At 68.1% G+C, this 24,153-nt stretch carries 21 protein-coding genes and 1 pseudogene; 17 read left to right on the forward strand and 5 right to left on the reverse strand.

What is annotated here, in order from left to right:
• Window positions 1–155 precede the first annotated feature (155 nt).
• Window positions 156–779, forward strand: coding sequence for a TetR/AcrR family transcriptional regulator (locus tag ACWEWT_RS05480; protein WP_452556449.1), 624 nt, complete (start codon window positions 156–158; stop codon window positions 777–779).
• Between the two features lie 9 nt (window positions 780–788).
• On the opposite strand, the gene ACWEWT_RS05485 is transcribed toward ACWEWT_RS05480, so the two are convergent.
• Entirely contained in the window at window positions 789–1,304 is a 516-nt protein-coding gene (locus ACWEWT_RS05485) for an oxygenase MpaB family protein (protein WP_452556451.1), read from the reverse strand.
• A gap of 540 nt (window positions 1,305–1,844) precedes the next feature.
• Complete coding sequence (locus ACWEWT_RS05490) at window positions 1,845–4,049, reverse strand: molybdopterin oxidoreductase family protein (RefSeq protein ID WP_452556453.1); 2,205 nt, start codon at window positions 4,047–4,049, stop codon at window positions 1,845–1,847.
• Window positions 4,050–4,321: 272 nt separating this feature from the next.
• On the opposite strand from ACWEWT_RS05490, the gene ACWEWT_RS05495 reads away from it, so the two are divergent.
• Window positions 4,322–5,497: an MFS transporter gene (locus tag ACWEWT_RS05495; protein ID WP_452556455.1), complete on the forward strand. Its 1,176-nt coding sequence runs from the start codon at window positions 4,322–4,324 to the stop codon at window positions 5,495–5,497.
• 61 nt (window positions 5,498–5,558) lie between these two features.
• Window positions 5,559–6,422: a LysR family transcriptional regulator gene (locus ACWEWT_RS05500; protein ID WP_452556457.1), complete on the forward strand. Its 864-nt coding sequence runs from the start codon at window positions 5,559–5,561 to the stop codon at window positions 6,420–6,422.
• A 14-nt stretch (window positions 6,423–6,436) separates the two neighbouring features.
• Here the strand turns inward: ACWEWT_RS05500 and ACWEWT_RS05505 are convergent, their stop codons facing one another.
• Complete coding sequence (locus ACWEWT_RS05505; RefSeq protein ID WP_452556459.1) at window positions 6,437–6,643, reverse strand: hypothetical protein; 207 nt, start codon at window positions 6,641–6,643, stop codon at window positions 6,437–6,439.
• Window positions 6,644–6,901: 258 nt separating this feature from the next.
• On the opposite strand from ACWEWT_RS05505, the gene ACWEWT_RS05510 reads away from it, so the two are divergent.
• A complete protein-coding gene (locus tag ACWEWT_RS05510) occupies window positions 6,902–7,195 on the forward strand; it encodes an MTH1187 family thiamine-binding protein (protein ID WP_452556461.1) in 294 nt (97 codons plus the stop codon).
• Window positions 7,196–7,482: 287 nt separating this feature from the next.
• On the opposite strand, the gene ACWEWT_RS05515 is transcribed toward ACWEWT_RS05510, so the two are convergent.
• Window positions 7,483–9,279 carry a helix-turn-helix domain-containing protein gene (locus ACWEWT_RS05515; RefSeq protein ID WP_452556463.1) on the reverse strand — a complete coding sequence of 599 codons (1,797 nt, stop codon included), beginning with the start codon at window positions 9,277–9,279 and terminating at the stop codon, window positions 7,483–7,485.
• 189 nt (window positions 9,280–9,468) lie between these two features.
• Between ACWEWT_RS05515 and ACWEWT_RS05520 the strand changes: the two genes are divergently transcribed.
• The 6 genes from ACWEWT_RS05520 to ACWEWT_RS05545 all read left to right on the forward strand — a co-directional run bounded on the left by ACWEWT_RS05520 (window position 9,469) and on the right by ACWEWT_RS05545 (window position 16,318).
• Window positions 9,469–10,971, forward strand: a complete 1,503-nt coding sequence (locus ACWEWT_RS05520; RefSeq protein WP_452556465.1) for an aldehyde dehydrogenase — start codon at window positions 9,469–9,471, stop codon at window positions 10,969–10,971.
• Window positions 10,972–11,067: 96 nt separating this feature from the next.
• Entirely contained in the window at window positions 11,068–12,477 is a 1,410-nt protein-coding gene (locus tag ACWEWT_RS05525) for an MFS transporter (RefSeq protein WP_452556467.1), read from the forward strand.
• Window positions 12,474–13,664 (forward strand): FAD binding domain-containing protein, encoded by a 1,191-nt coding sequence (locus ACWEWT_RS05530; protein WP_452556469.1) that lies wholly within the window; start codon window positions 12,474–12,476, stop codon window positions 13,662–13,664. The genes ACWEWT_RS05525 and ACWEWT_RS05530 overlap by 4 nt, the downstream gene beginning before the upstream one ends.
• Window positions 13,665–13,693: 29 nt before the next feature.
• Entirely contained in the window at window positions 13,694–14,155 is a 462-nt protein-coding gene (locus ACWEWT_RS05535; protein ID WP_452556471.1) for a hypothetical protein, read from the forward strand.
• Window positions 14,152–15,135 (forward strand): amidohydrolase family protein, encoded by a 984-nt coding sequence (locus tag ACWEWT_RS05540; protein WP_452556473.1) that lies wholly within the window; start codon window positions 14,152–14,154, stop codon window positions 15,133–15,135. Before ACWEWT_RS05535 ends, ACWEWT_RS05540 begins: the two co-directional genes overlap by 4 nt.
• A gap of 61 nt (window positions 15,136–15,196) precedes the next feature.
• Window positions 15,197–16,318, forward strand: coding sequence for an NADH:flavin oxidoreductase/NADH oxidase (locus tag ACWEWT_RS05545; RefSeq protein ID WP_452556475.1), 1,122 nt, complete (start codon window positions 15,197–15,199; stop codon window positions 16,316–16,318).
• Window positions 16,319–16,465: 147 nt separating this feature from the next.
• On the opposite strand, the gene ACWEWT_RS05550 is transcribed toward ACWEWT_RS05545, so the two are convergent.
• On the reverse strand, window positions 16,466–17,110 hold the full coding sequence (locus tag ACWEWT_RS05550) for a formylglycine-generating enzyme family protein (protein ID WP_452557679.1): 645 nt from the start codon (window positions 17,108–17,110) through the stop codon (window positions 16,466–16,468).
• A gap of 181 nt (window positions 17,111–17,291) precedes the next feature.
• Here ACWEWT_RS05550 and ACWEWT_RS05555 point away from each other — a divergent pair.
• The 7 genes and pseudogenes from ACWEWT_RS05555 to ACWEWT_RS05585 all read left to right on the forward strand — a co-directional run.
• Window positions 17,292–17,468 (forward strand): annotated as a pseudogene (locus ACWEWT_RS05555) (TetR/AcrR family transcriptional regulator); the annotation flags it as partial.
• Between the two features lie 168 nt (window positions 17,469–17,636).
• Entirely contained in the window at window positions 17,637–18,407 is a 771-nt protein-coding gene (locus tag ACWEWT_RS05560; protein WP_452556477.1) for an SDR family NAD(P)-dependent oxidoreductase, read from the forward strand.
• A 33-nt stretch (window positions 18,408–18,440) separates the two neighbouring features.
• Window positions 18,441–19,268, forward strand: a complete 828-nt coding sequence (locus ACWEWT_RS05565; RefSeq protein ID WP_452557680.1) for an enoyl-CoA hydratase/isomerase family protein — start codon at window positions 18,441–18,443, stop codon at window positions 19,266–19,268.
• Window positions 19,269–19,450: 182 nt separating this feature from the next.
• Entirely contained in the window at window positions 19,451–20,740 is a 1,290-nt protein-coding gene (locus ACWEWT_RS05570) for a hypothetical protein (RefSeq protein ID WP_452556479.1), read from the forward strand.
• Window positions 20,737–21,660 (forward strand): hypothetical protein, encoded by a 924-nt coding sequence (locus tag ACWEWT_RS05575; RefSeq protein WP_452556481.1) that lies wholly within the window; start codon window positions 20,737–20,739, stop codon window positions 21,658–21,660. The genes ACWEWT_RS05570 and ACWEWT_RS05575 overlap by 4 nt, the downstream gene beginning before the upstream one ends.
• A gap of 381 nt (window positions 21,661–22,041) precedes the next feature.
• Window positions 22,042–22,782, forward strand: coding sequence for an SDR family oxidoreductase (locus ACWEWT_RS05580; protein ID WP_452556483.1), 741 nt, complete (start codon window positions 22,042–22,044; stop codon window positions 22,780–22,782).
• 146 nt (window positions 22,783–22,928) lie between these two features.
• Window positions 22,929–23,486 carry an N-acetyltransferase family protein gene (locus ACWEWT_RS05585; RefSeq protein ID WP_452556486.1) on the forward strand — a complete coding sequence of 186 codons (558 nt, stop codon included), beginning with the start codon at window positions 22,929–22,931 and terminating at the stop codon, window positions 23,484–23,486.
• The last annotated feature ends 667 nt before the right edge of the window (window positions 23,487–24,153 follow it).

A 24,153-nucleotide genomic window follows, 5' to 3' on the forward strand; every position in this document is an offset into this window, starting at 1 on the left:
TGTGTCCGGAGACCACGGCTCGGCGCGGGCCGTCCCCACGGTTCGGTGTCCGCCGCACTCACTCGGCTCGGGTGGACCCCGGTCTCCACCACAGCCGGTCGACGAGCCCGGCGGCACCGCACCGGTCCCGCTACCGAGCCGGTAGGCTGAGCGGAATGGAAACGACAGCTGCGCAGTGGAGTGAACTGCAGCAGCTGGACGCGAAATCACGCATCATCGTCGACGCCGCCCGCGAATGCTTCGCCGCGCACGGTTTCGAGGAGACCACCATGGTGCGGATCGCCGAGTTCGCGGGCGTCGGCGTGGCGACCGTCTACCGCCGCTTCGGTACCAAATCGGCCATCGTCCGGTACGCGCTCATGGCCGAGTCGCAGCGGCTGGCGACGATCGTGGCCGACGCGATGCACCGGTCGGCGGGCCCGGTCGGGGCGCTCGCCGATATGTTCGCCGCGTTCGTCGGTGAGGCCACCGCACCCGAACTCCTGACCCGAAGCCTGCGACTGTCGGGGGCGGCCGGGCAGCTCACCGACTTCCTCGGCGACGACGATGTGATCCAGCAGGGGCGGGGACTGGTCGCGCAATTCCTCACGTACTGGCAGGACCGTGGCGAACTCGGCAGTTTCGATCCCGAGGTGGTGGCCGAACTCTTCGTCCGGCTCACCGTCTCCTTCATCTCCAACCCGCGCGGGGTACTGCCGCTCGGCGATACCGACGCCGCCCGGGCATTCGCCCGCCGCTATCTGGCGCCGCTCATGTATCCCCATCCCGGCATCGGCTGACCCCGCGACTCAGCCGCCGGGAACGAGGGTGATCGGTTCGCGCGGCGTCTCCTGCCGCGGCCGCACCCGGTAGGCCGCCGATTTCAGCTCCCGCTGTTTCATCTTCTGGATCTGCTGATGATGTTTGCGGGCATGATAGGCGATCGGAAAGTAGGTGAGCCGGTCCGGCAGCACCCGGTAGGCGAACCGGACCGAATAGATGCGTTCCAGTGCTCGCTGGTCCGCCTCGGACCAGTGCGCGCCGATCATCGCGCGCAGTCGGGGGTCGAGCAGCCCGACGATGGACAGGTAGTTGAACCGGATCATCGGATAACCGAGGAACCCGGCGATACGCCCCGCGGGAAATCCCATGGCGCGGAACTGGTCCAGATCACCGGTGCGCAACTGACGGTACTGTTCGCGCACCTCGTCGTCGGCCGAGAGCACCTCGGTGACGATGCGCTCGTAATAGTCGTCGAATCTCGCGGGGTTTCGGACGCGGATGCGGTTGTCATACTTTCTCCTGAACAGAGGGTGATGGAACATTCAGCGGATCCCGGCGCGGATCGGGATGGTACGGGCGCCGGACCGGCCGCCGGCCGCGAACCACTCGCATCGGCGACCGTCCGGCACCGCGGCCCGATTCGATATCACGACGCGGGCGGTGGTCGTGGTGACACCGATGCGTGCGCACACCGATCGGTACCGATATCCCATCGGCGGACAGCGCCGAAGCCGCCGCGAAGAGCGCTGTCCGGGGCAGGGTTTCGGGTACCGGGATGCGCGGGCGCGCGTTGTCCGCCGGAGTGATCATCGAGGTGCGAGCTCCGAGCCGGACCACACCTCGAAAGGCCGGAAGCCGACGGCGGCCGCGGCGGGTCCACCGGCCGCGGCAACGCGATCCTGGGACATGGCGACTCCTGGCGCGGGCGGTCCGCCGCGTCGTCGGGGCGGACCGCATCGGCGAACCGAAACCCACAGTGATAGTGGATCAATCAACAGACTATCAATCGTTGCCGATCGATGGACCGGTTCCGGAGACTCCCGTGTGGTGGACTATCGGTCCACCGGAGGCGATGGAACCCGTCAGGCAGGGGTCACCGATACCGGCACGCCGTTGAACACGGCGTTACCCGACGGAACGTCCAGCACCGAATCGTCGGTCAGCACATTGACATTGACACCCGCGTTCTGCCGCGCCACCTGCTGGGAGCTGGTGGCGTGCCCCCACCCGTGCGGCAGGCTCACCACCCCGGGCATGATCGAATCGGTGGCCTCCACCGGAACCGTCAGCGAACCGACGGCGGATTTCACCAGCGCCCGCTCCCCCAGTCCGAGGCGGGCGATATCGTCGGGATGGATCTGCAGTGTGCAACGATTCGTCCCGCCCACCAGCCGGGGCGCATTGTGCATCCAGCTGTTGTTGGAGCGCAGATGGCGGCGTCCGATCAGAACCATTTCCGCCGGTACCGCGGCCGAGCCGGCCCGCAGCCGAGCGAGATCGGCGAGTAGCGGCGCCGGGGCCAGATCCACCTTCCCCGATTCGGTGCGCAGCACCTCGGACAGCCGGGGACGCAGTGCGCCGAGATCGATACCGTGCGGATTGTCCAGCAGCGTGCGCAGATTCAGCTCTCCGCCGTTCCACTCACCGTACGGGCCCAGCCGCAACATCAAGTCCAAGCGCTGCTCGGTGCTGGTCCGGCCCGCCAGTTCGTGTCGCCGCTGTTCGAGACCGGCCGACCGCAGGGTGGTACCGATGACGAGTTCGTCGAACGCGGCGAGCGGATCGTAATCCGCGGTCGGATTGTGCGGCTGTCCGCCGACCGCCGCGGCCAGCCGCACGTACACCGCGGCCTCCGACGGCCGGCCCGCCAGCGGCACCAACGGAGGCGAGTACCGGGCGTAGTCGCGGACAGCGAACTGCAGCAGCGCGAAATCGTAGTGCGGGGACTGCACCGGGCGCGGGGGCGGCAGGATCACATCGGCATGCCGGGTGGTCTCGTTGAGATAGCAATCCAGACTGACCATGAAATCCAGTCCGGCGAAGGCGGCGTCCAGCCGGGCACCGCCCGGCGCCGACAGCACCGGGTTACCGGCCGCCGTGATCAGCGCCCGGACCTGACCTTCGCCGGGTGTGGTGATCTCGTCGATCAGGGTCGCCACCGGCAGTTCACCCATCGCCTCGGGCAGGTCGCGGACCCGGCTGCGCCAGCGGCCCGGCCGGAAGGGTTTGGTGCGTACGATCCCGCGGACCGCCGCCGTCGCGAACATGGCACCGCCCGGGGTATCGATATTCCCGGTGAGCACGTTGACGGCGTCCACCAGCCACTGCGTCACGGTGCCGAATTCCGCGGTGCAGGTCCCGATCCGGGCGTACACCACCGCGGTCGGGGCCGCCGCGAGTTCACGCGCGAGCCGACGCACCGTTTCGGCGGGCACGCCGGTCCGCGCGGAGACCGACTCCGGATCGAATTCCATAGCGGCCGCACGCAACTCGTCCAGGCCGGTGACCTCGATATCGACCTCCGTGAGCCCCTCCGCGAAGAGGGTGTGCACGATGCCGAACAGCAGATAGGCATCGGTGCCCGGCCGGACGAAGAGGTGCTCGTCGGCACGGGCCGCCGTGCGGGTGCGACGCGGATCGACGACGACCAGACGGCCGCCGCGCGCCCGCAAGGCCTGCAACCGGCCCGGGAAATCCGGAGCGGTACACAGCGAACCGTTCGATTCGAGCGGATTGGCGCCGAGCATCAGCACGTAATCGGTGCGATCCAGATCGGGTACCGGGACCGCGAGCGGATCGCCGAACATCAACCCGCACGCGAGCTGTTTGGGCATCTGATCGGCGGTGCTGGCGGAGAAGACGTTCTTCGACCCGAGCGCCCGGATCAGCGCCGGTGCGTACAGCGTCCCGGCCACGGTGTGCGCATTGGGGTTGCCCAGGTACAGCGCCACCGACTGGTTACCGTGCTCGGCCTTGATCGCCGGAATCCGCGACGCGATCAGATCGAAGGCTTCCGCCCACGCCACCGTCCGCCACGCCCCGGTGGCGCGATCTCGCACCATGGGTTCGGTGAGCCGGTCGGGATCGCCGTCGAGCTGTCCGAAGCTGGCGCCCTTCGGGCACACGAAGCCTTTGCTGAACGGATCCAGCTTGTCGCCACGCGCCCCGGTCACCCGATCGCGCGAATCGACGGTCAGTTCCAGGCCGCAGGCCGCCTCGCACAGCGGGCAGGTACGCAGCAGGTTCCGGACGGCGGTATCGGGTGCGGCAGGGTTCGGTGCGACCATGACACCATCATGGCTCTTTGATACACCGACCGGAAGGTGTATCGAGAGATCCGCGGCGAACAAGCGCTGCGGACCGGAATCCATCTCGGCGCCCACCGGGCCGGATGCCGAGTCCGGCCACCGCCGGCCCCGGCTCCGGCGCCGATCGAGAATACGCCGGGAACCGGCGAACTCGTTCCCGCGTCCGCGCGAACGACGGATGGCGGATTTCCGTTGCAAACTGTCAGATTATCGGAAGCGTGACACGAGGGCCGGTTGTGAGCATGGAGCCCGTGCGACGAAAAACCTCCGTTCTCCTGCTGGCCGCCGGTCATGCCTGCGTCGATGTCCACCAGGGCTCGGTCGCCGCGCTCGTGCCGTTCTTCGTCGCCGAACGCGCCTACACATACGCGGCGGTCTCCGGGATCGTGCTCGCCGCGTCGCTGCTGTCCTCGGTGGTACAACCGGTGTTCGGCGCGTTGACCGACCGATGGTCGATGCCATGGCTGCTGCCGGTGAGCACGGTGGTCGCGGGCGCGGGTATCGGTGTCAGTGGCCTATCGGGTTCCTACGCGCTCACCCTGGGGTTCGCGGCGATATCCGGGATCGGTGTGGCCGCTTACCATCCCGAGGCGGCCCGGATCGCGCGCGTGGTGAGCCGAGGCAGCCACACGTCGATGGCCTACTTCGCCACGGGCGGCAATATCGGGTTCGCGCTGGCGCCGCTACTGGTCGCGGGCACGGTCTCGATCGGTGGGCTGAGCTGGACACCGCTGCTGCTGGTCCCGGCCATGGCCGGAGCGGCGGTGACAGTGCCGGTACTGCGCGCCCTACAGCAGCGCCGGACCGACCGGGGCGCCGAGTGGACACCGGCCGGTCGCGACGATTTCGCGTCGTTCGCGCGGTTGTCGCTGGCTGTGGTGTTCCGGTCGATCGCGTTCGTCGGTACGAGCACCTTCATCTCGCTCTATATCGGCCAGCGGATGGGCGGAAACGCGGCGACGGGCACGGTGGCGCTGTTCCTGTTCTACCTCGGCGGCGTGGCCGGCTCGGTACTCGGTGGCCATCTGGCCGCCCGCTGGGACCGGGTGACCGTATCGAAATGGTCGTATGCGGCGACCACTCTCGCGATCGCCGGGGTGGTGTGGATGCCGGGCCCCGGTGTCTATCTGTTCGTGGCGGCGACCGCGGTGGGCCTGTACGTGCCGTTCTCGCTGCAGGTGACCCTCGGCCAGGACTATCTTCCCGCGCACGTCGGCACGGCCGGCGGCGTCACGCTCGGGCTGACGGTCTCCATCGGCGGGCTGGCCGGTCCGGTGCTCGGCCGCCTCGCCGATGCCACTTCCCTGCAGATCGCATTGGCCCCGTTGGTCCTTATGCCCGCACTCAGCTGGCTGATGTTCCGCACCCTGCGCGACCCCGCTACCCCCCGGGCCAGCGGAACCGCGAGGGCCGCCGCACCGGCCTGACCTCGTGCCGGCCGTCCGGAACCCGGTCGGGCGCACGCGGTGTGCGCACTAGGATCACACGATGGAGTTCAGGCAGGTCGAGCATTTCCTCGCGGTCGCGCGAGCCGGAAGCTTCACCGCCGCGGCCCACGACGTGCACATCGTGCAGTCGGCATTGAGCGCGTCGATCCGCAAACTGGAAACCGAACTCGGCGCCGCCCTGTTCGAACGGACCACCCGCCGGCTGCGACTCACCGAGGCCGGACAAGCCTTTCTGCCGCGAGCCCAGCGACTCGTCGCCGATATCGACGCGGCACGCGACGAGATCGCCGCCCTCGGTGAACTGACCCGGGGGCGGGTGGCCATCGGCACCATCCAGACCCTGACCGTCATCGATCTGCCCGACCTGCTCGGCCGGTTCCGGCAGCGATACCCCGGTATCCACCTCTACGTACGCGACGGCACTGTTCCGGCCCTGGCCGCCGCGGTCGGTAGCGGCGAACTCGACCTGTCGTTCCTCGCCCGTGATCGACCACTGCCCGACGGGCTGATCAGTTTCACGCAGTGGACCCAGCATCTCGTACTGCTCTGCCCCGCCGGGCACCGGCTCGGAACTCGGCGCCGGATCCCGCTCACCGAACTCGACGACGAGCCTTTCCTGGTGTTCAGCCGCAGCGGTATCCAGGAGATGCTCGACCGGCACACCGCCGCGGCCGGTGTCCGGCTGAACCGGGTATGCGAAGCGACGCATGTCCCCCTGCTGATCGAACTCGTCGCGGCCGGTCTCGGGGTCACCCTGCTCCCATACGATGTGGCCGAACGTTCCGGTCTACCGTTCACCCACCTCGACCATCCCGGCTTCCGGCGCCGGATCCACCTCGCCGGCCGGGAGCAGACACCGTCGAACCCGGCTGCCCGCGCTCTGCTGGCCCATCTACTGCCCTGAAAGCGCCGCCGCCACTATCGCACCCGCGCGAACAGCAGACCGAATCCCACCAGCGCCACACATCCCGCGAGGATATCGTGACCGCCCAGCCCGACGACCCCGGCCAGCACCAGCGCATACACGCCGAACCGCCGGAACAGCCCGGCCATCTCCGCGGCGGAGCCGGCCGCACCCGAATCCTCCGCCGCCCGCGGAAGGTCATCGGATGATCCGGCACTCACCGGGCCCACCGCCCCGGCCGTGGCCCTCGGCGCGAATACCTCTTCATACCGAAAAGTATTCGACCGGGCCCAGGACTACGTCCAACACATATAATCGCTGCCATTCAGCTGTCCGAGCGATAGCGGCTGAAGTAAAGAGCACCCGGCGGTGGCTGAACTATGCCGGAAGGCCGCGAGTTCCTGCGTACTGTGTAACTGCACTGGCCACAGCGACAACTTCCGACGGCGCCCGCAAACCGGTCGGACAAGGAGAACCCTGTGCTCGCAGCATTTTCGATCACCCCGATCGGCGATAGTGAGAGCGTCGGCGAACAGGTCGCCGCTGCTGTCCGGGTCATCCGCGCCAGCGGCCTCCCTTCTCGGACTGCGGCATCCTTCACAGAGCTCGAAGGGGAATGGGACGAAGTCATGGCAGTGATCAAACAAGCCACCGATGCGGTCATGGCGGTCTCGAACCGAGCCTCCATCGTCATCAAGGCCGATATCCGACCGGGCCGCACCAACACTCTGAACAACAAGCTCGAATCGGTCGAACGACACCTCACGTCGTAGGCGAGCACCGACCTCGCTGGTCAGGTACCGAATGTGCCACCACGCGATCGTCGGCCCGGTACCCGCAGTGAATACCATCCGAAGCGGACAGCCACCGGCTCCCCTGTGCATCGTCTCCAGCCGCAAGACATACCGCGAGCTCGATGGAAACCTCGACGAACCGGCATAACTGCCGCGGGAGCGTCGATCACCGTCGAGTCGGCAGCCGGGATCGCCGCCCGGTCGCGGTGGTCGAGAAGCTCACCGATCCACAGTGGGACGGGCCGCAACCGGCCGCCGCGGTGTGTTCAGCGTCCGGCGTTCGCGATATCACGGAGAGTCAGGGCGGTGCCGAACTGCACAACAGTGTCGAGATCCGCGAAATCGCAGTGGGTGAGCTCCTCGATCCGGTGGATACGCTGTTTCACGGTGTTCACGTGCACATGGAGCACTGCCGCCGTTTCGGGCCGGCTCAGTTTGCAGCCGAGGAATGCTTCGAGCGTATCGACGAGATGCGTCCGGTGATTTCGGTCGTAGCCGACCAACGGTGCCAGCACTCGATCGGAATAGGCCGCCAGCTGGTCCGGGTCGTCGAGTTGGAGCAGCAGACCCGCCAGGCCGAGATCACCCAATTCCACTACCGCTCCAAGGTTTCCCGACCGGACGGCCACGTCCAGCGCGCCCCGGGCGACCCGGTAGGACTGCGCACAGGAGTCCCGGTCGCCGCCCGCGAGGGCGACAGTCGCGGTAACCGCACGTGACAGCGTCAGCGCCGCCCGGACGCGCTCTGCCATCCGGCGGCCCGCTCCCTCGACTTCACCCGATTCCGCCGCGGCGCCGTGCGGCCACAACACCACGATATTTCCGCGGTGCATGGCTGCGAGAGGTCGCGGACGATGGCCGCGGGCCAGCTGTGTCACCGAGTTGAGGGCGCGCGAATAGGTGCGGATATCGGCCTCGCTGCCGTCGACTGTCAGCGATCCCACGATCGCGCAGTGTGGTCGGGTCAGGTCGTGGCCGAGCCGCTGCGCCCGCCGCATCGTTTCCTGCGGCACGTCGCCGCCGGTGAGCAGCTCCGCCAGCAGCTCGCCCCGGAGCCGATGCTCGACCTCCGTTCCGGTACGGATCCGGAACAGCTCGAGCGAGATGACCAGCGCCGCGTGCTCCACTGCGCGTTCCCCGAGCGGATCGAGTGGCCCGCGGTCGCCCGGATACCAGATCCGGGCCACGACCTCGCTGTCGAGCCGTACCACCGAAACCCAGTAGGAGTCCGGAGTATCCGCTACCGCAACTGGTTTCGCCGATTCGGCCGCGGGCACATCGGCCTCGGCGCGGTACGGCGGACCGGGGAGTCGCGCGATATCTCCCGCCGTCGCGAGCACAGCTCCGCCGGGGTCCTCGACGAGCAACGGGCGCGCGATCAGCTCACCGAGCACCTCGGCTATGCCCTGCAGCCCGCCGGATCGGAGGGTTACCTCGAGTAGGCGCTCGTGAATCTGTTCCGAGCGGGTCAGCAGGTCACGCTGATCGCGCAGGGACGCGTTGAGCCGGCTCAGTTCCGCCAGCCTGCGCGCGGAGGTGAGGGCGATCGCCGCGTGGTTCGCGAGCAGCGACATCCGCTCGGTCTCGTACTGGGTGAAGGTGTGAACGGGCTTGTAGTACCCGTTGAGAGTTCCGAGGACGTGACCGGCCGCGATGAGCGGCACGGACACCATGGCGCGATAGCCCTGGTCACGTGCCACATCGCCCCACGGGCCGAATTGGGGTTCGGCGGTGATGTCCCTGATGACCACCGGCCGTCCCGTCCGGAAAGCACGGGTGGAGGGTGCCGCGCTGTCCAAACCCACCGGGCGGTCGGCGTTGATCCGGGCCACATAGTCGGCGGACAACCCGCTCCAGCCGGTGATCAGCAAACTCCCCTCGGTAGCGGCAGGTGTGAGGACTCCACAGAAGTCGAACCCGAGCAGCGAGCGGGCCGTGGCGGCAACCAGGTCGAGCACATCCCGCAGGCCCTCACCGGATACTGCGGCCGAGCTGAGTGTGCGCAGGCTGTCCAGCCAGGTCACCAATTCGGCGGAATGGCCGCCCTGCTGTCGTTCGGTCACCGGCCCAGCGTGACACACTATGTATCCATCGGACATATCTTTCGAGAGATTATGTAGTCCAGAACATTGATGTCGCGGACACCGGACTCGATACTCGATCTGCGCCCGTTGTTGTGCCGAAGTCTTCGACCCGAGCACGGTCCTACACCGGGCGTCCCCATCGAGACGCGATACGAAGGGCTCGGCGCCATGACCGACAGCACGACCGACCTGCACCCGCACGAGGCCGCCACGGGCCGAGCCACCGGCCCCACGCGTGAGATCCTGGATCCGTCGACCGGAGCAGTCATCGATATCGTCGCCGAACAGGGCGCCGACGCCGTCGACGAGGCAGTCCGGACAGCCCGCGCGGCATTCGAGTCCGGGCCGTGGCCGACCATGCAACGCAGCGAACGCGCCCGGCTGCTGCTGCGGATCGCGGATGCCGTCGAGGCCGCCTCCGCCGACCTGTTCCGGCTCGAAACTCGCAACAACGGCCGACCGGTCACCGAAACCCGTGCCCAGTTGTCACGGGTACCCGAATGGTTCCGGTACAACGCCGGGTTGCTCGTCGCCCAGCGAGACGCCGTCCTGCCCAGCGACGGACCGTATCTGACCTATCAGCGCCGTGCCCCGCTCGGCGTATGCGGCATCATCACGCCGTTCAATCACCCGATGCTGATTCTCGCGCGCAGCCTCTCCGCCGCCCTGGCCAACGGCAACACCGTGGTGGTCAAGCCCTCCGAGACCACCCCGCTCACCACCCTCGCACTGGCCCGTATCCTGCGGGAGGCCGGACTCCCCGACGGAGTCGTCACCGTCGTCACCGGCGGCCGCGAGGCCGGCGAGCGGCTCACCCACCACCCCGATGTCGCGAAGATAACCCTCACCGGCGGCACCGAAGCCGGCCGGTCGGCCGCGGTCGCCACCGCGTCCCGATTCGCTCGCGTCACCGCCGAACTGGGCGGCAAGACACCGATCCTCGTCTTCGACGATATCGACCCGGTCGTCGCCGCCGAGGGCGCCGCATTCGCGGCCTTCGTCGCCGCGGGCCAATCCTGCGTCGCCGGATCCCGATTCCTCGTCCAGCGCGCGGTCTACGACGAATTCGTCACCGCTCTCGGCGAGCGGGCCCGCGCCATCCGGATCGGCGATCCCGCCGCATCCGATACTCAGCTGGGTCCGCTCATCAGCGCACATCACCGCGACCGGGTCCGTGAACTCGTCGGCACAGGTGTCCGGGAAGGCGCTCGTCTCGTGGCGGGCGGCGGCGTTCCCGAGCTGCCCGCGCCGCTCCGGGACGGGTTCTTTTTCGAACCCACAGTTCTCGCCGACGCCACCAACGATATGACGGTGTCCCAGGAGGAGATCTTCGGTCCCGTCGCCGTCGTCGTCCCGTTCGACAGCGAACAGGACGCCGTCGTGATGGCGAACGACAACCGCTACGGACTCGGTGCCGGCGTGTGGACCCGCGATATCGCCCGCGGACATCGCGTCGCGGACCGGATCGTCGCCGGGATGGTATGGGTCAACGATCATCACCGGCTCGAACCGTCGCTGCCCTGGGGCGGGGTCAAGGAGTCCGGCACCGGCAAGGACGCGGGCACCGAGTCCTTCGACGACTTCTCCTGGATCAAAACCGTCGTCGTGCGCATCGCCGACGACCACGTCGACTGGTACGGCAGCCCGGACGACAACACCCGCCTCAACTGACCCTCGCGTCGCGTCCACCCCGGCGAGCCCGCCCGGGGCGATGCCGCGCGCCCACCTCCCCTTTTCGACCACGCGACCTTCGCGGAAGGAGCGTCGATGACGACGCCACAGACCGGTGCAGGCACCGTCCGCACCGAGATCAGCCGGATGCAGTGGCTGGTACTCGTCGGCACCACCCTCGGGTGGGGCCTGGACGGATTCGCCGGCAGCCTCTATGTCCTGGTCCTCGGTCCGGCCATGTCCGAACTGCTGCCCCACAGCGGAATCACCGCCGACAGCTCGGCGATCGGCTTCTACGGCGGCCTGACCGTCGCCCTGTTCCTTCTCGGCTGGGCGGTCGGTGGGATCCTGTTCGGCATCCTCGCCGACTATTTCGGCCGCACCCGGGTCCTGTCCCTCGGAATCCTGACCTACGCGGTGTTCACCGCGGTCGCCGCGTTCGCCGATACCTGGTGGCAGATGGGTATCCTGCGTTTCATCGCGGGCGTCGGCTCCGGCGTCGAGGCACCCGTCGGCGCCGCGCTCATCGCGGAGACCTGGCGCAACCGGTATCGCGCCCGCGCGGGCGGTGTGATGATGTCCGGATACGCCGCCGGATTCTTCGTGGCCGCGGCCACATACGCGGTCCTCGGCAGTCACGGCTGGCGCATGATGATGGCGCTCGCGGTCGTTCCCGCGCTGCTGGTCTGGTTCATCCGCCGCTATGTTCCGGAACCGCCCGAGATCGAAGCGAGCATCCGGGCGCGCAGGAACCGCAAGGATCGCGAGAAGGCCACTGCCGAGGACGTATTCGTGCTGCGGCGCCTGTTCTCGGGGCAGCTGTTGCGGCCCACCCTGGTATGTACCGCGCTGGCAACCGGTTCGCTGATCTCCTTCTGGAGCGTATCGACCTGGTACCCGCAGATCATCCGGCAGATGACCGCGGGCGACGCCACCGTGACCGCCGGCACCGCCGATCACCGGGTGGCACTCGCCTCGATGCTCTTCAACGCCGGCGGGATCCTCGGCTACGCGTCGTGGGGTTTCCTCGCCGAAGTGCTCGGGCGACGCCGCACCTTCGCGCTGAGTTTCGTCCTGTCGGCTGTGGCGATCGGCTACGTATTCCCCTTCGAACACAGCTATCTCGGCTTCTTGATCGCGATGCCGGTGCTCGGTTTCGGACTGTTCGGTGCCCTGTCCGGCACCTTCATCTACGGACCCGAGGTCTTCCCACCGAGCGTGCGGGCCACCGCCCTCGCCGTGGTCAACAGCGTCGGCCGGGTGATCACCGCGGCCGGGCCGCTGGTCGCCGGCGTGATCGCCACGTCCTGGTTCAGCGGCAACCTCGGCGTCGCCACCGCCGCGATCGCCGCACTGGGCCTCGTCGCCTTCGTCGGACTCGCGTTCGCGACCGAGACCCGCGGCAAGCCGTTGCCCACCGACCCCATGCCCCCGGACAACACCGGCGCACCGGAACCGTCCCATCCCTCCGCACCGGCCACGGGCCGAGAAGAGAGCCATTCATGAACACCTACGACTCCGCCCGGGCGATAGTCGTCGGCGGATCCATCGGCGGACTGACCACCGCGCTGCTCCTGCGCGACCTCGGCTTCTCGGTCGATGTCTACGAACGCACACCCAGCGCCCTCGACGGGCGCGGCAGCGGGATCGTCCTGCAACCCGATACGGTGCGCTGGTTCGCCGAGCGCAGCACCCAGCAGCTCGCCGACCTGAGCACATCGACCTCGTACGTGCAGTACCTGGATCGGGCGAACTCCGTCGTATACCGAGAGGAACGCACCTGGACCTATACCTCGTGGGGAACCTTCTACCGGGCGCTGCTCGCGGATTTCGGCACCGAGCACTACCACCTCGGTGAATTCGCCTGCGGCTTCGATCAGGACGACGACGCGGCCACCGTCCGATTCGTCAGCGGTCGTACGGAGACCGCCGACCTGGTCGTCTTCGCCGACGGCATCACCTCGGTCGCCCGCGCCCACTTCGACCCCGACGCGACGCTGCAGTACTCCGGCTATGTGGGCTGGCGCGGGACCGTACCCGTCCGCGACGTCTCCCCGGCCACATCGGAGCTGACCGGGAACGCCATCACCTACAGCGTGGTGCCGAACTCCCACATCACGCTCTATCCGATCCCGGGCGATGAGGGCCCGGGCCCGGAGCACCGGCTGATGAACTACGTCTGGTATCGCAACGTCCCCGCCGGGCCGGAGCTGACCGAACTGCTGCTCGACAAACGCGGGTTCGCGGGGACGGTCTCGGTCCATCCCGGCCAGGTGCAGGACCGCTACATCGCGGAGATGAAAGAGACCGCGGCGGCCGTGCTGGCGCCGGCCGCCGCGGAGATCGTCACCGCGACGGAGCAGCCCTACCTCCAGGTGGTTTCGGACTGTCGCGCCGCGAGCACCGCGCTGGGACGGGTGGCACTGATCGGTGATGCCGCGTGCGGCGCGCGTCCGCACGCCGCAGCGGGCACCGCGAAAGCCGCGGCGGATGCCTGGGCACTGGCTTCGGCCTTGGCCGACGCCGACGGGCTGATCGCCGCGGCGCTGGCGAAATGGGAGCCCGGCCGGCTCGAACTCAGTGCGTCGCTGCTGGCCCGGGTACAGGCGATGGGCACCCGCTCCCAGTTCACCAACACCTGGACGCCCGGCGATCCCGAGCTGCGCTTCGGCCTCTACGGACCGGGTCACTGACCCACCATCCACTCGAGACAGGAAAAGATATGACCGACAACAGATTCCTCGACGACCTGCCGATCGCGGGCGAGCTCGTCGCCACCGATTTCGACAGCTGGCCGGACTGGCTGCGCACCGAGTTCGCCGATCACGCCTACGACGGCCACGTCGGCTCGGCCCTGCTCAGCGAATCGCCCCGGGTGCGGGTCTGGGAGATCCGGCTCGCCCCGGGTGAGCGATGGCACGCCCACCGGCACGTACTCGACTACTTCTGGACGGCCGTCCACGCGGGCCGCAGTCGTCAGCACACCCATGACGGCACCGTCCGGGAGGTGTCCTACACAGCAGGCGAGACCCGGCACTTCCATTTCGGCCCGGGCGAATACCTGCTCCACGATATCGAGAACATCGGCGATACCGACCTCGTCTTCACCACGGTCGAACACCTCGACAGCGCCAACCCGGCACTGCCGCTGAGCCAGGCCGGCACCGAGGGCGGCCGGGCATGATCGAGTCCGATATCGCGCCCGGCGTCGTCGACGTCCACGCACACTGGCTGCCGCGTGAGCTCTTCCACCTGCCGCCGGGCTCTCCGTTCGGGCGGATGCACGACCGTGACGGCGAGCTGTACCTCGGGACCGTCCCGCTATCGATCCGGGCCACGGCAATGAGCGATGTGCCCGCGATCCGCGCGGATATGCGCCGCGCCGGGGTCGGCGTCCGGGTGCTCTCCGCACCTCCGTTCGCTTTCCCCGTACACGACGCCGACGGGGCCGAGGACTACGCCGCCGCATTCAACGACGCACTGGCCGAGGTTGTCGCGTCGTCGGAGGGCAGCCTGCTGGGCCTCGGCATGGTCACCTTCGGCCATCCCGGCCGGACCACCGCGCAACTCGAACAACTCGCCGGGACACCGGGTATCGCCGGAGTCGCGATCCCGCCGCTACTCGGCAGCGAATCCCTCGATCGAGGTCCGCTGCACCATGTGCTCGCCGAGGCCACCCGGCTGGATCTGGCGGTGCTGGTGCACCCGATGCAACTCCCCCGGCCCGAATGGCCCGACTACTACCTGGTCAATCTGATCGGAAACCCGGTGGAGACCGCCACCGCGGTGGCTTCGGCCCTGCTCGGCGGCGTCCTCGAGGAACTCCCGCGACTGCGCCTCTGCTTCGTGCACGCCGGTGGCTGCTCGGCCGGGCTGCTCGGACGCTGGACCCACGCCTGGCACGCGCGCCCCGATGTCCGGAGTGGATCCACGCGGCCACCGGCGGAATCGTTCGAGAAGCTCTGGTTCGACACCGTGGCCCACGATCCCCATCTGCTGACCCTGCTGCGCGGCCACGCGGGTACCGACCGGATCGTCTGCGGCAGCGACTACCCCTTCGATATGGCGGAGGCCGATCCCGTCCGTTTCGCCGTCACCCACGGTGTCACCGAACCCGAGCTGGTCGCGTCCGCCCGGGAATTTCTCGGCCTCGCATCGCTGTGACAGGCAGCGGGCACACCACCGACGCCACCCGCGTCCCACCGAGTACCAGGAGAGGCAGGCCATGAGTCAGCTCTTCACTCCGATCACCCTGCGCGAGATCACCATCGCGCACCGGGCGTGGATGTCACCGATGATGCAGTTCGCCGCCGTCCCCGACGGTCCGGACGTGGGCACAGCGACCGACTGGCATCTACAGCACCTGGGATCCCGGGCGGCCGCCGGGGCGGCGCTGATCATGGTCGAGGCCACCGCCGTCACCCCCGACGGCCGCAGCAGCGACTACGACCTCGGGCTCTGGAACGACCGGCAGGCCCAGGTGCTGCGCCGCCACACCGATTTCCTGCGCGCCCAGGGCACGGTGCCGGGTATCCAGCTCGTACACGCCGGCCGGAAGGCGGCGACCGGGCGGCCGTGGCCCGATCCCGGCCGCGCACAGCGGACCTGGCCCACGGTGGGTCCGAGCGCGGTGCCGTTCGGGCGGCTGCCCGCACCCGCCGAGCTGAGCGCCGCCGACATCGCCACTGTCGTCGACGAATTCGCCGCCGCCGCCCGCCGCGCCGCCACCGCCGGGTTCCAGGTCCTCGAACTCCACGGCGCCCACGGATACCTCATCCACCAGTTCCTGTCGCCGCAGTCCAACACCCGCACCGACAGTTACGGCGGAAGCTTCGACAACCGCATTCGCTTCGCACTCCAGGTCGTGACCGCGGTCCGCCGCGAATGGCCGGCGGAACTACCGCTGTTCTTCCGCGTATCGGCCACCGACTGGCTCGGCGGAGACACCGAGGACCCCCGGCCGGGATGGACCGTCGCGGAGTCCATTGCGCTGGCGCCGCAGCTCGAGCGGCTCGGAGTCGACCTGGTGGACGTATCCAGCGGGGGTGCCGTGCCCGACGCAGCGATCACGGTGCGCCCGGGCTATCAGGTCCCGTTCGCCGCGCGGATACGCACCGAGGCAGGGGTCCGTACCGGCGCGGTCGGCATGATCGTCGACCCGGAGCAGGCGGAACAGATCATTGCGCGAGACCGGGCGGACGCGGTTTTCCTCGGCCGAGCCCTGCTGCGCGATCCCGCCTGGATCCGGCGGGCCGCGGACCGGCTGGGCGCGAAACTGCCGCACCCTCCTCAGTACGAACGCGCGTTCCGGCAGGCCACACCGGCAGCGCCGGCGACAGCCCGATAGCGACCGTGGTGGAGCGGGACTGCGTGATAACGCAGTCCCGGCCGGACACCCTGCCCGAACGCGGGTGGTGCGATGTCGTTCTCGGCACTGCTGGACCTGGTCGCAAAGACTGCCTGTGATTTCATGAACTACGGGCCGGCGCGGAGCTCACGGCGCCGACCTCGCGATCCGGAATCCGATATCGTCGAGCCGGACGGTGGGGTGGCTGCGGCGGCGGACCGAGGCCCGGCAGCTCCAGTGTTCGTCGAACCACCCACCGCCACGCAGTACCCGGTAACTGCCGTACACGTCCGGGTCGTACAGGTCCCAGCACCATTCCCAGACCGTACCGAGCATGTCGTAGAGCCCCCAGGCGTTGGGGCGCTTGGTCGCGACCTCGGGTAGGGCGCCCGCGGAATTCTCCCGGTACCAGGCGATATCGTCGATCCGGCCGTAACGCGGTCCGGTCGTACCCGCGCGGCACGCGTGTTCCCACTCCGCCTCGGTAGGCAGTCGGTACCCGTCGGCCGAGGGAATCCGGACGACCTCGTCGTCGCCGTCGAAACGGTACGCCGGCGTCGAGCCGCTCCGTTCGGACAAGGCATTGCAGAAACGAATCGCCTCGTTCCAGGAAATGCTCTCGGCGGGCAACCGGTCGCCCCGGTTCCCGCTGGGCCGCAGGCCCGATACCTCCGCGTACTGCCCTTGCGTGACCGGAACGGTAGCCAGCTGGTACGGACCTACCTCGACCGGCCACCTACGTTGCGTCCGCCGATCCGACAGCACGATCCGTCCCGCCGGGATGTCGACCAGCTCGAGCCCTGCCACGTCCGCATTCACAAGAGCCGAACCTACCGATACCTCGAAACGGTCCGACACGCACCATGCGACCAGTTGTCCGCCGGCCTGTCCTGGTCAGGAGTCCGAGATGGAGCATTGCCGCGACGCCGAGATCGCCCTCCGTCCGGTGGTCAGCGCCGCCGGTTGACGTGGCGCCACTTTGCGCCGCAGTGGCGTAACCATGCCGGACGACGATCTGCAGGCGGTCGCCGAACTGCTCGTCCGGCTCGCGCTGTCACTTCTGGTGAACCCCGAAGGGCGGCTGGATATCTCGGATCCCGCCGCGATTCGCGAGTATCGCCGGCGCTATCTGTCGCGGCTGGTGTGGTGACCCGGTTTCCCGGCCCGTGGCCAGGAGTGGCGCCCGGCCGGTATCGGGTCGCCACGACCGGGACCGATCGTTTCGCGCCCACTCGGAGCCTGATACAACTGGCTGCGGCCGTAGAGCGCCCTACGGCTCCGAACGGGTACGAGTCCCGCAGATCGAGAGGTTGGACACGTGGACAACACCTCCTATCAGAAGTTGTTCGACCTGAGCGGGCGGACCGCGATCGTCACCGGGGGCACCCGGGGCATCGGACTCGCGATCGCCGAGGGATTCGCCTGCGCAGGTGCGCGACTCGTGGTCGCGAGCCGTAAACCGGATGCCTGTGCACAGGCCGCGGCCAGGCTGCGTGAACTCGGCGCGGACGCGATCGGCGTACCGACTCATCTCGGCGATGTGGACGCATTGCACGCCCTGGTCGATACCGCCGCGGAAACCTTCGGCGGCATCGATATCGTGGTCAACAACGCTGCCAATGCCCTCGCCCAGCCGTTGGCGACCATGGAGCCCGCGGCGGTCGAGAAGTCTTTCGGCGTCAATGTGCAAGGCCCCCTGTTCCTGGTCCAGGCGGCTCTCCCCCAGCTGCGCGCGAGCGCGCACGCGGCCGTTCTGAATCTCGGCTCGGTCGCGGCGCTACAGTTCGCGCCCGCCCTGTCCATGTACGCCGCGGGTAAAGCGGCCCTGCTGTCGTTCACCCGCTCCATGGCCGCGGAGTTCGCCACCGACGGTATCCGGGTGAACGCCATGGCACCGGGTGCGGTCGACACCGATATGGTCCGCAAGAATCCGCCGGAATTCGTCGAGGCCATGGCCGGAGCCACCCTGCTGGGCCGGATCGCCCGGCCCGACGAGATGGTCGGGGCGGCGCTGCTGTTGTGTTCGGACGCGGGCAGTTTCATCACCGGACAGACCTTCCTGATCGACGGCGGTACCGTCGCCCGCTGATTCCGTCGACCGAAGGAGAGATCCGTGTCCGCACTGTCCACCGAATACCTGCCCTCCGGTGTCGTCGTACTGACGATCGACCGGCCGCACCGGCGCAATGCGCTCGACAACCAGACGGTCGCCGAACTGCACACCGTGCTCGACGAGATCAACGGCCGACCCGAGGTCAGGGCGCTCATCGTCACCGGCGCGGGCGCCGCCTTCAGCGCCGGCGCCGATATCAAGGCACAGCCGGCGGATTTCACCGCCACCGATGCCACACCGACCGCGGCACTGCTGAGCACTGTCCGATCGCCCGTCGCCCGGATCTATACCGCGCAGGAGCTGATGGCGTCGGCGTTCGAGAAGATCCACCGGCTGCGCCAGCCGGTGATCGCCGCGGTGAACGGCGCCGCGGTCGGCGGCGGGTTCGCGCTCGCGCTCGCCTGCGATATCCGCTACGCCGCCCCGGACGCCTCCTTCGGCGCGGTCTTCATCCGGCACGGTATCTCGGCCTGCGATATGGGCACCAGCTACCATCTGCCACGGCTCGTCGGTGCCGCGCGCTCGGCCGAACTACTACTCACCGGACGAGTGTTCGCCGCCGCGGAAGCCCTGCGGATCGGGCTGGTACTCGAGGTCGTCGACGACGACGCGCTGCTCGGGCGCGCGGTCGCCAAGGCCGAGGAGATCGCCCGCAACTCCCCGCTCGCGGTGTGGATGACCAAAGAGACGATGTGGCAGACCGTGGACGCGCCGAGCCTACGTCATGCGCTCGACCTGGAGAACCGTACGCAGGTGATGTGCAGCGCCACCGGAGAACTCGACGCCTCCTTCGCCGCCTTCCGGGACGGCACCGCGATCGGCCCGGGTCCGCTCTGACCGTCCACACAGCCTCGCGAACGTTCCACTGCCGCCGAACAGCCGGTCACATCACATTTCGGTCGAACTCGAAATCGCCTCGCACAGCGGGTCTCCCGAAATCGGCCGCGCCGCGCGGCGGAGAACGGGTGTGTCACTTCCGGCGGTGTGTTAGAAAGTGCGCGAGCGGCAAGGAGACGGTTGTGACAGGTCCATACCGGCTGATCATCTGGGGCCCGGGCGATATGGGCGGTCGCGCTCTGCGCACCGCCCTCGAATCACCCGATTTCGACGTAGTCGGCGTCAAGGTGTTCAGTCCGCACAAGGACGGCAGAGATATCGGCGAGCTGGTCGGGCTGCCCCCGACCGGGGTCACCGCGACCACATCTAAAGCCGAGATCCTCGCCCTCGAGGCCGACTGTGTCATCCATACCCCGACCACACCCGCCCTGATACAGGGCGCCGACGACGATGTCGTCGAGCTGCTCGAATCGGGGAAGAACGTCGTATCGGCGGCCGCGTACCACAATCCGTCCATGCCGACCTGGTTATCGGCCACACAGTCATCCCTCTCCGTGCTGCGCACGGTCGCCCGGATGAAAGTCACCGGCGACGCGTTCGGACCTCGACTGCGCACCGCGCTCGATACGCTGCGTATCGGGATGCACGCCGTGGACTCCCCACTCGCGCGACCGCTGCGCCCCGGGCTCGAATTACTGGCCGGCCCACTCGTGGACCGGGCGATCCCGCGGCGGCAACCCGGCAGCCGATTACAGCGCGCCTGTCTGGCCGGCGGGGTCTCCCTGCACGGCACCGGCCTGCATCCGGGACTGATGGTCGAACAGGTCCTGCTCCGGATGACCGCGCTGCTCGACGAAGTGCACGAAGTGCGGTTCCTGGAGGTGGGGGATCTGTCCGCCGCCCCCGACGGCATGTGGGGCGGACTGGAGAGCCTCGGCTTCGGAATGCCCTTGTCCGCAGTCGATTCCGACCACGCGATAGGACTCGTGCAGCATTTCTATTTCGACGCGGTACTCGGCAATGTCGCCCACGCGTTGTACGGAGCCGGATCCGACGCGGTCCGGGTCGAACGGCACCTCTACCCGGTTCCGGCGCGGGTGCGGGTACAGGCCGGCGGCACGGTTGTCGAACCCGGCACGGTCGGCGCGATCCATATGACCTACCGCGGATACATCGGTGACCACCTCTTCATGACGAACGAGGAGTGCTGGCATATCGGGCAGGGCAATGCCCACCTGGGACCCGACCATCCGAGCAGCCCGGCGGGCGGGCATGTGATCACGCTCGACGGGAACCCCGGCACCATCGAGATGCGTAACGAAATGGATGCCGAGGGCTATAGCGCAGATTGGTCGGCCGTCACCGATATCTCGGTCGCCGCAATGCTCGGTGTGGTGCCCGAGTTGTGTGCCGCGCCACCCGGTGTGGTCATGCCGGACCTGCGTCCTCACTACCTTCTGGAGTCGTCATGAGTTCACCCACGCTCGCCGTCGCGGTGCTCGGCGCCGGCCCGCTCGCCGACCGGATCGCAGACCGGATCCGCGCGCGGGCGGACCTGTCGGTATCCGTCCGGGCCGAAACCGTCCAGGCACCGCCGGAGGGGACTGCCTGCGTCGTCTACATCCCGGCTTTCGCCGAGATCGCCGCGGGTACACCGGCAGACGTGCTACCCCGGCTGCTGGCGGACGGCTACGACGTCGTCTCCACAGCACCGCTCGACGGACCCACACCACCGGCGGAACTGCTGGACGCCTGCCGCTCCGGTCGTTCCACCTTCCACGCCACCGGAGCCTTCCAGGCCACGATCCCGGCCCGGCTCATCCGTTCGCTGACCGAGGTGACGCGCGGGATCCGTCGCGTCGAACTGATCGAGGAACTCGATTTCCCGGACAACGGGGTGTACCCGTGGGACACCCGGGACGATATCGGCATCGGAACCGTCGGGCCCGAGACCGCCACCACGCGTGCCACCGCGGTGGACGGCTATTACGCGGCGGGCCTGCGCGTTCTCGACGACGCGGTGTTCCACGGCGCCGCGAGTACCACCGCGACCCCGAGCCGCGCCGTCGAGGCCGTGACCGATGATTCCGGCACGGTCCAGAAGGTTATCGTCGACCGCGAACTCGGCCCCGGGTTGAGCTACCGATCGATCTGGACCACCGCCACCGCGGACCGCGCGCCACTGCGGTATCAGCTCGTCACGACGACCGATACCGCGAAGGGGACAGCCAACGTCCGGTTCCGGTTCACCGACGGACTCCATCCCGCCGACCATCTGACCTGCGTGAACGTGATCGAGGCAGTACGTCCGGTGCACGAGCACGACCCCGGGATCGCGCACCGGGATCTCACGATCACCCGGGTGATGCCCGACGCGCGACTCACCATCTGATCCGGATACGACCGGCCACCCGAGGGTGGGCCCGCCCGGCGACCCGGGTGGCCGGCACGTGTTCCGGCGGCCGTCCCGGATCCCCCCCTCGGGGACGTATGAAATCGGTTGAAGGCCCTTTTCTCGGACCGCCCACGGCACACCTACGGGTTCCGGTTCGAACAGTCGCAGGTCTCGAAATCATCTACTCCGGTGCCCGCCCACGGCACCACGGCCCACTGATGCGATGCTGGACACCGGCACGAATGATCGCCCGGTTCCCGGGGCCGATCGGCACCCGGCCGGCCCCGGAGCGCCGCAGTGGATGCATCCCCGAAATTCAGTGCACATCGAACTCTCTGAACCCCGTCCTGCCCCCGCAGGCGGTGAAAGGTGAGCAACATGAAGCTGACAGTCATCGGCGGCACCGGCCGGATCGGTTCGCAGGTCGTCGCGAAGCTGAAGGCAGCCGGTCACGATCCCGTACCCGCTGCCCCGTCCACCGGTGTGGACCTGCTGACCGGGGCGGGTATCGACCAGGCATTGGCGGGCGCCGACGTGGTGGTGAACCTGGCCAACTCGCCGACCTTCGACGAAGCCTCGCTGGATTTCTTCCGCACCTCCATGGACAACCTGATCGCTGCCGGTGACCGCGCCGGCGTGAAACACCAGGTCGTGCTCTCGATCGTCGGGACGGACAGGGTTCCACAGCTGGACTACTACCGCGCCAAGACGCTGCAGGAGGAGATCCTCCGGCAGGGCCCCACACCGTATTCGATCGTGCGCGCCACCCAGTTCTTCGAGTTCATGGACGCGGTGATGTCCTGGTCCGCCGACGACTCCACGGTCCGGCTGCCCGCGACACGCCTGCAGCCGATGGCGGCCGCGGATGTCGTGGACGCGGTGGTGGGCGTCGCCCTGGGCGCTCCGTTGCAGGGCATCCGCAATATCGCCGGTCCCGATGTTTTCCCGTTGGACGAGATCGGCCGGATGACACTGATCGCCCGGCACGACGATCGGATCGTCGTCACCGACGAGACGGCCGGGATGTTCGCGGCTGTCACCGGGGACGAACTCGTCGCGGGACCGGACGCGCACCTGGCCCCCACCCACTATCGGGACTGGCTCGATACGAACCGCTGAGTCCCCGACCACCCGCGCGTCGTGCGGACACGGCGGTTCGGATCCGAGCGGCGGGCGGGCGGCCATCCATCGGAGCAGCACAGCCCTTCCGGCACACCGGAACAAATCCGTCGTCGTAGCGAAAGACGCTCGGCGATGATGATCCGGTGGCGCCGAATACAGACCCCGACGAAAGCCATCGCACACGCGAGGCCGACAAGCCCACCGTTCGCGGAGCGGTCCCCACCGATACCGGCCATATCGTCACGATTCGGCATCGGGTGGCCGAGGAGGGCAGATGGATCGGCGCCGAAGCGCCGTTCGATATCACCGCGGCGGCCCGCGGGATCCGGGCCGCGATCGAGGATGGCGAGCGCGGCGTATTCGTCGCCGAGGCGGACGATACGGTCATCGGCACCGCCGTCGTCGAGTTCGCTTCGCCGGGCGTGACGAGCTTCGCCATGATGCTCCTGGAACTCCATCGGGGCCGCGGCGCCGGCACGCTGCTGCTCGACCAGGTGATCGGCTGGTCCCGTGAACACGGCGCACACAAGGTCTCCCTGCAGGTGTGGCCCCACAACGAACCGGCCCTCGCACTGTACACCCGCGCCGGATTCGAGGTCGAAGGAATCCTGCGAGCGCACTACCGCCGTCGCAACGGCGACCTGTGGGACGCGGTGGTGATGGGATTGCCACTGCCCCGCTCCGCGGGCGCGCACGAATAACTCCCTTTCCTGAAGCAGCCTTCAGACCGCTTCAGGCTCCTTTCAGCACCTGCTTGCGACAGTGGCGACCGGAAGCAGACGACGAAAGGGGAATGCAGATCATGAATCCGACGGTCCGTATCGATGGACACCCCTACCGAGTAGTGGGCAGGACTCGGCTGACAGCGGTCTCGCGGGCGAGCTACGGGAAATACCGGTTCGTCCTGCGGCGGCTGACAGACGGATCGCTGTGGACAGCGTTCGACAGCCGGTTGACCCCGGCTTCGGAACTGATGCCACACCGGCCCCGCCCGTGAACGTTTCACCGATCGGGCAACTGCCGCCGAGAAGTTATGGACCAGTTATGGATCAGTTATCAAAGGATCAGTAACGCGGTATCGGTCGGGCCGGAATTTGAATCGCCCCCATTTCACGAAAGCGGGTTCGACGCCCCCGACAGTGGGCACTTCCCAAGAGTGCGGCGGCATAGACGATTCCGGCCCTTCGGTGCACATCCGCCCAACTCTCGGAGCCGCCCCGATTCCGCAACATAGACAATGCAAGGTTGCGGATTCAACATTTCACACAGCGCCGATGTGATTGAAACCACAGGCTTTTAAGCAAATGATCAGCACACTGCGACGAGGTGCGCGTCGTACTGTCTAGCCCTACACAGAAATTCCGGGAT

The sequence above is a fragment of the Nocardia sp. NPDC003963 genome (assembly GCF_053605105.1).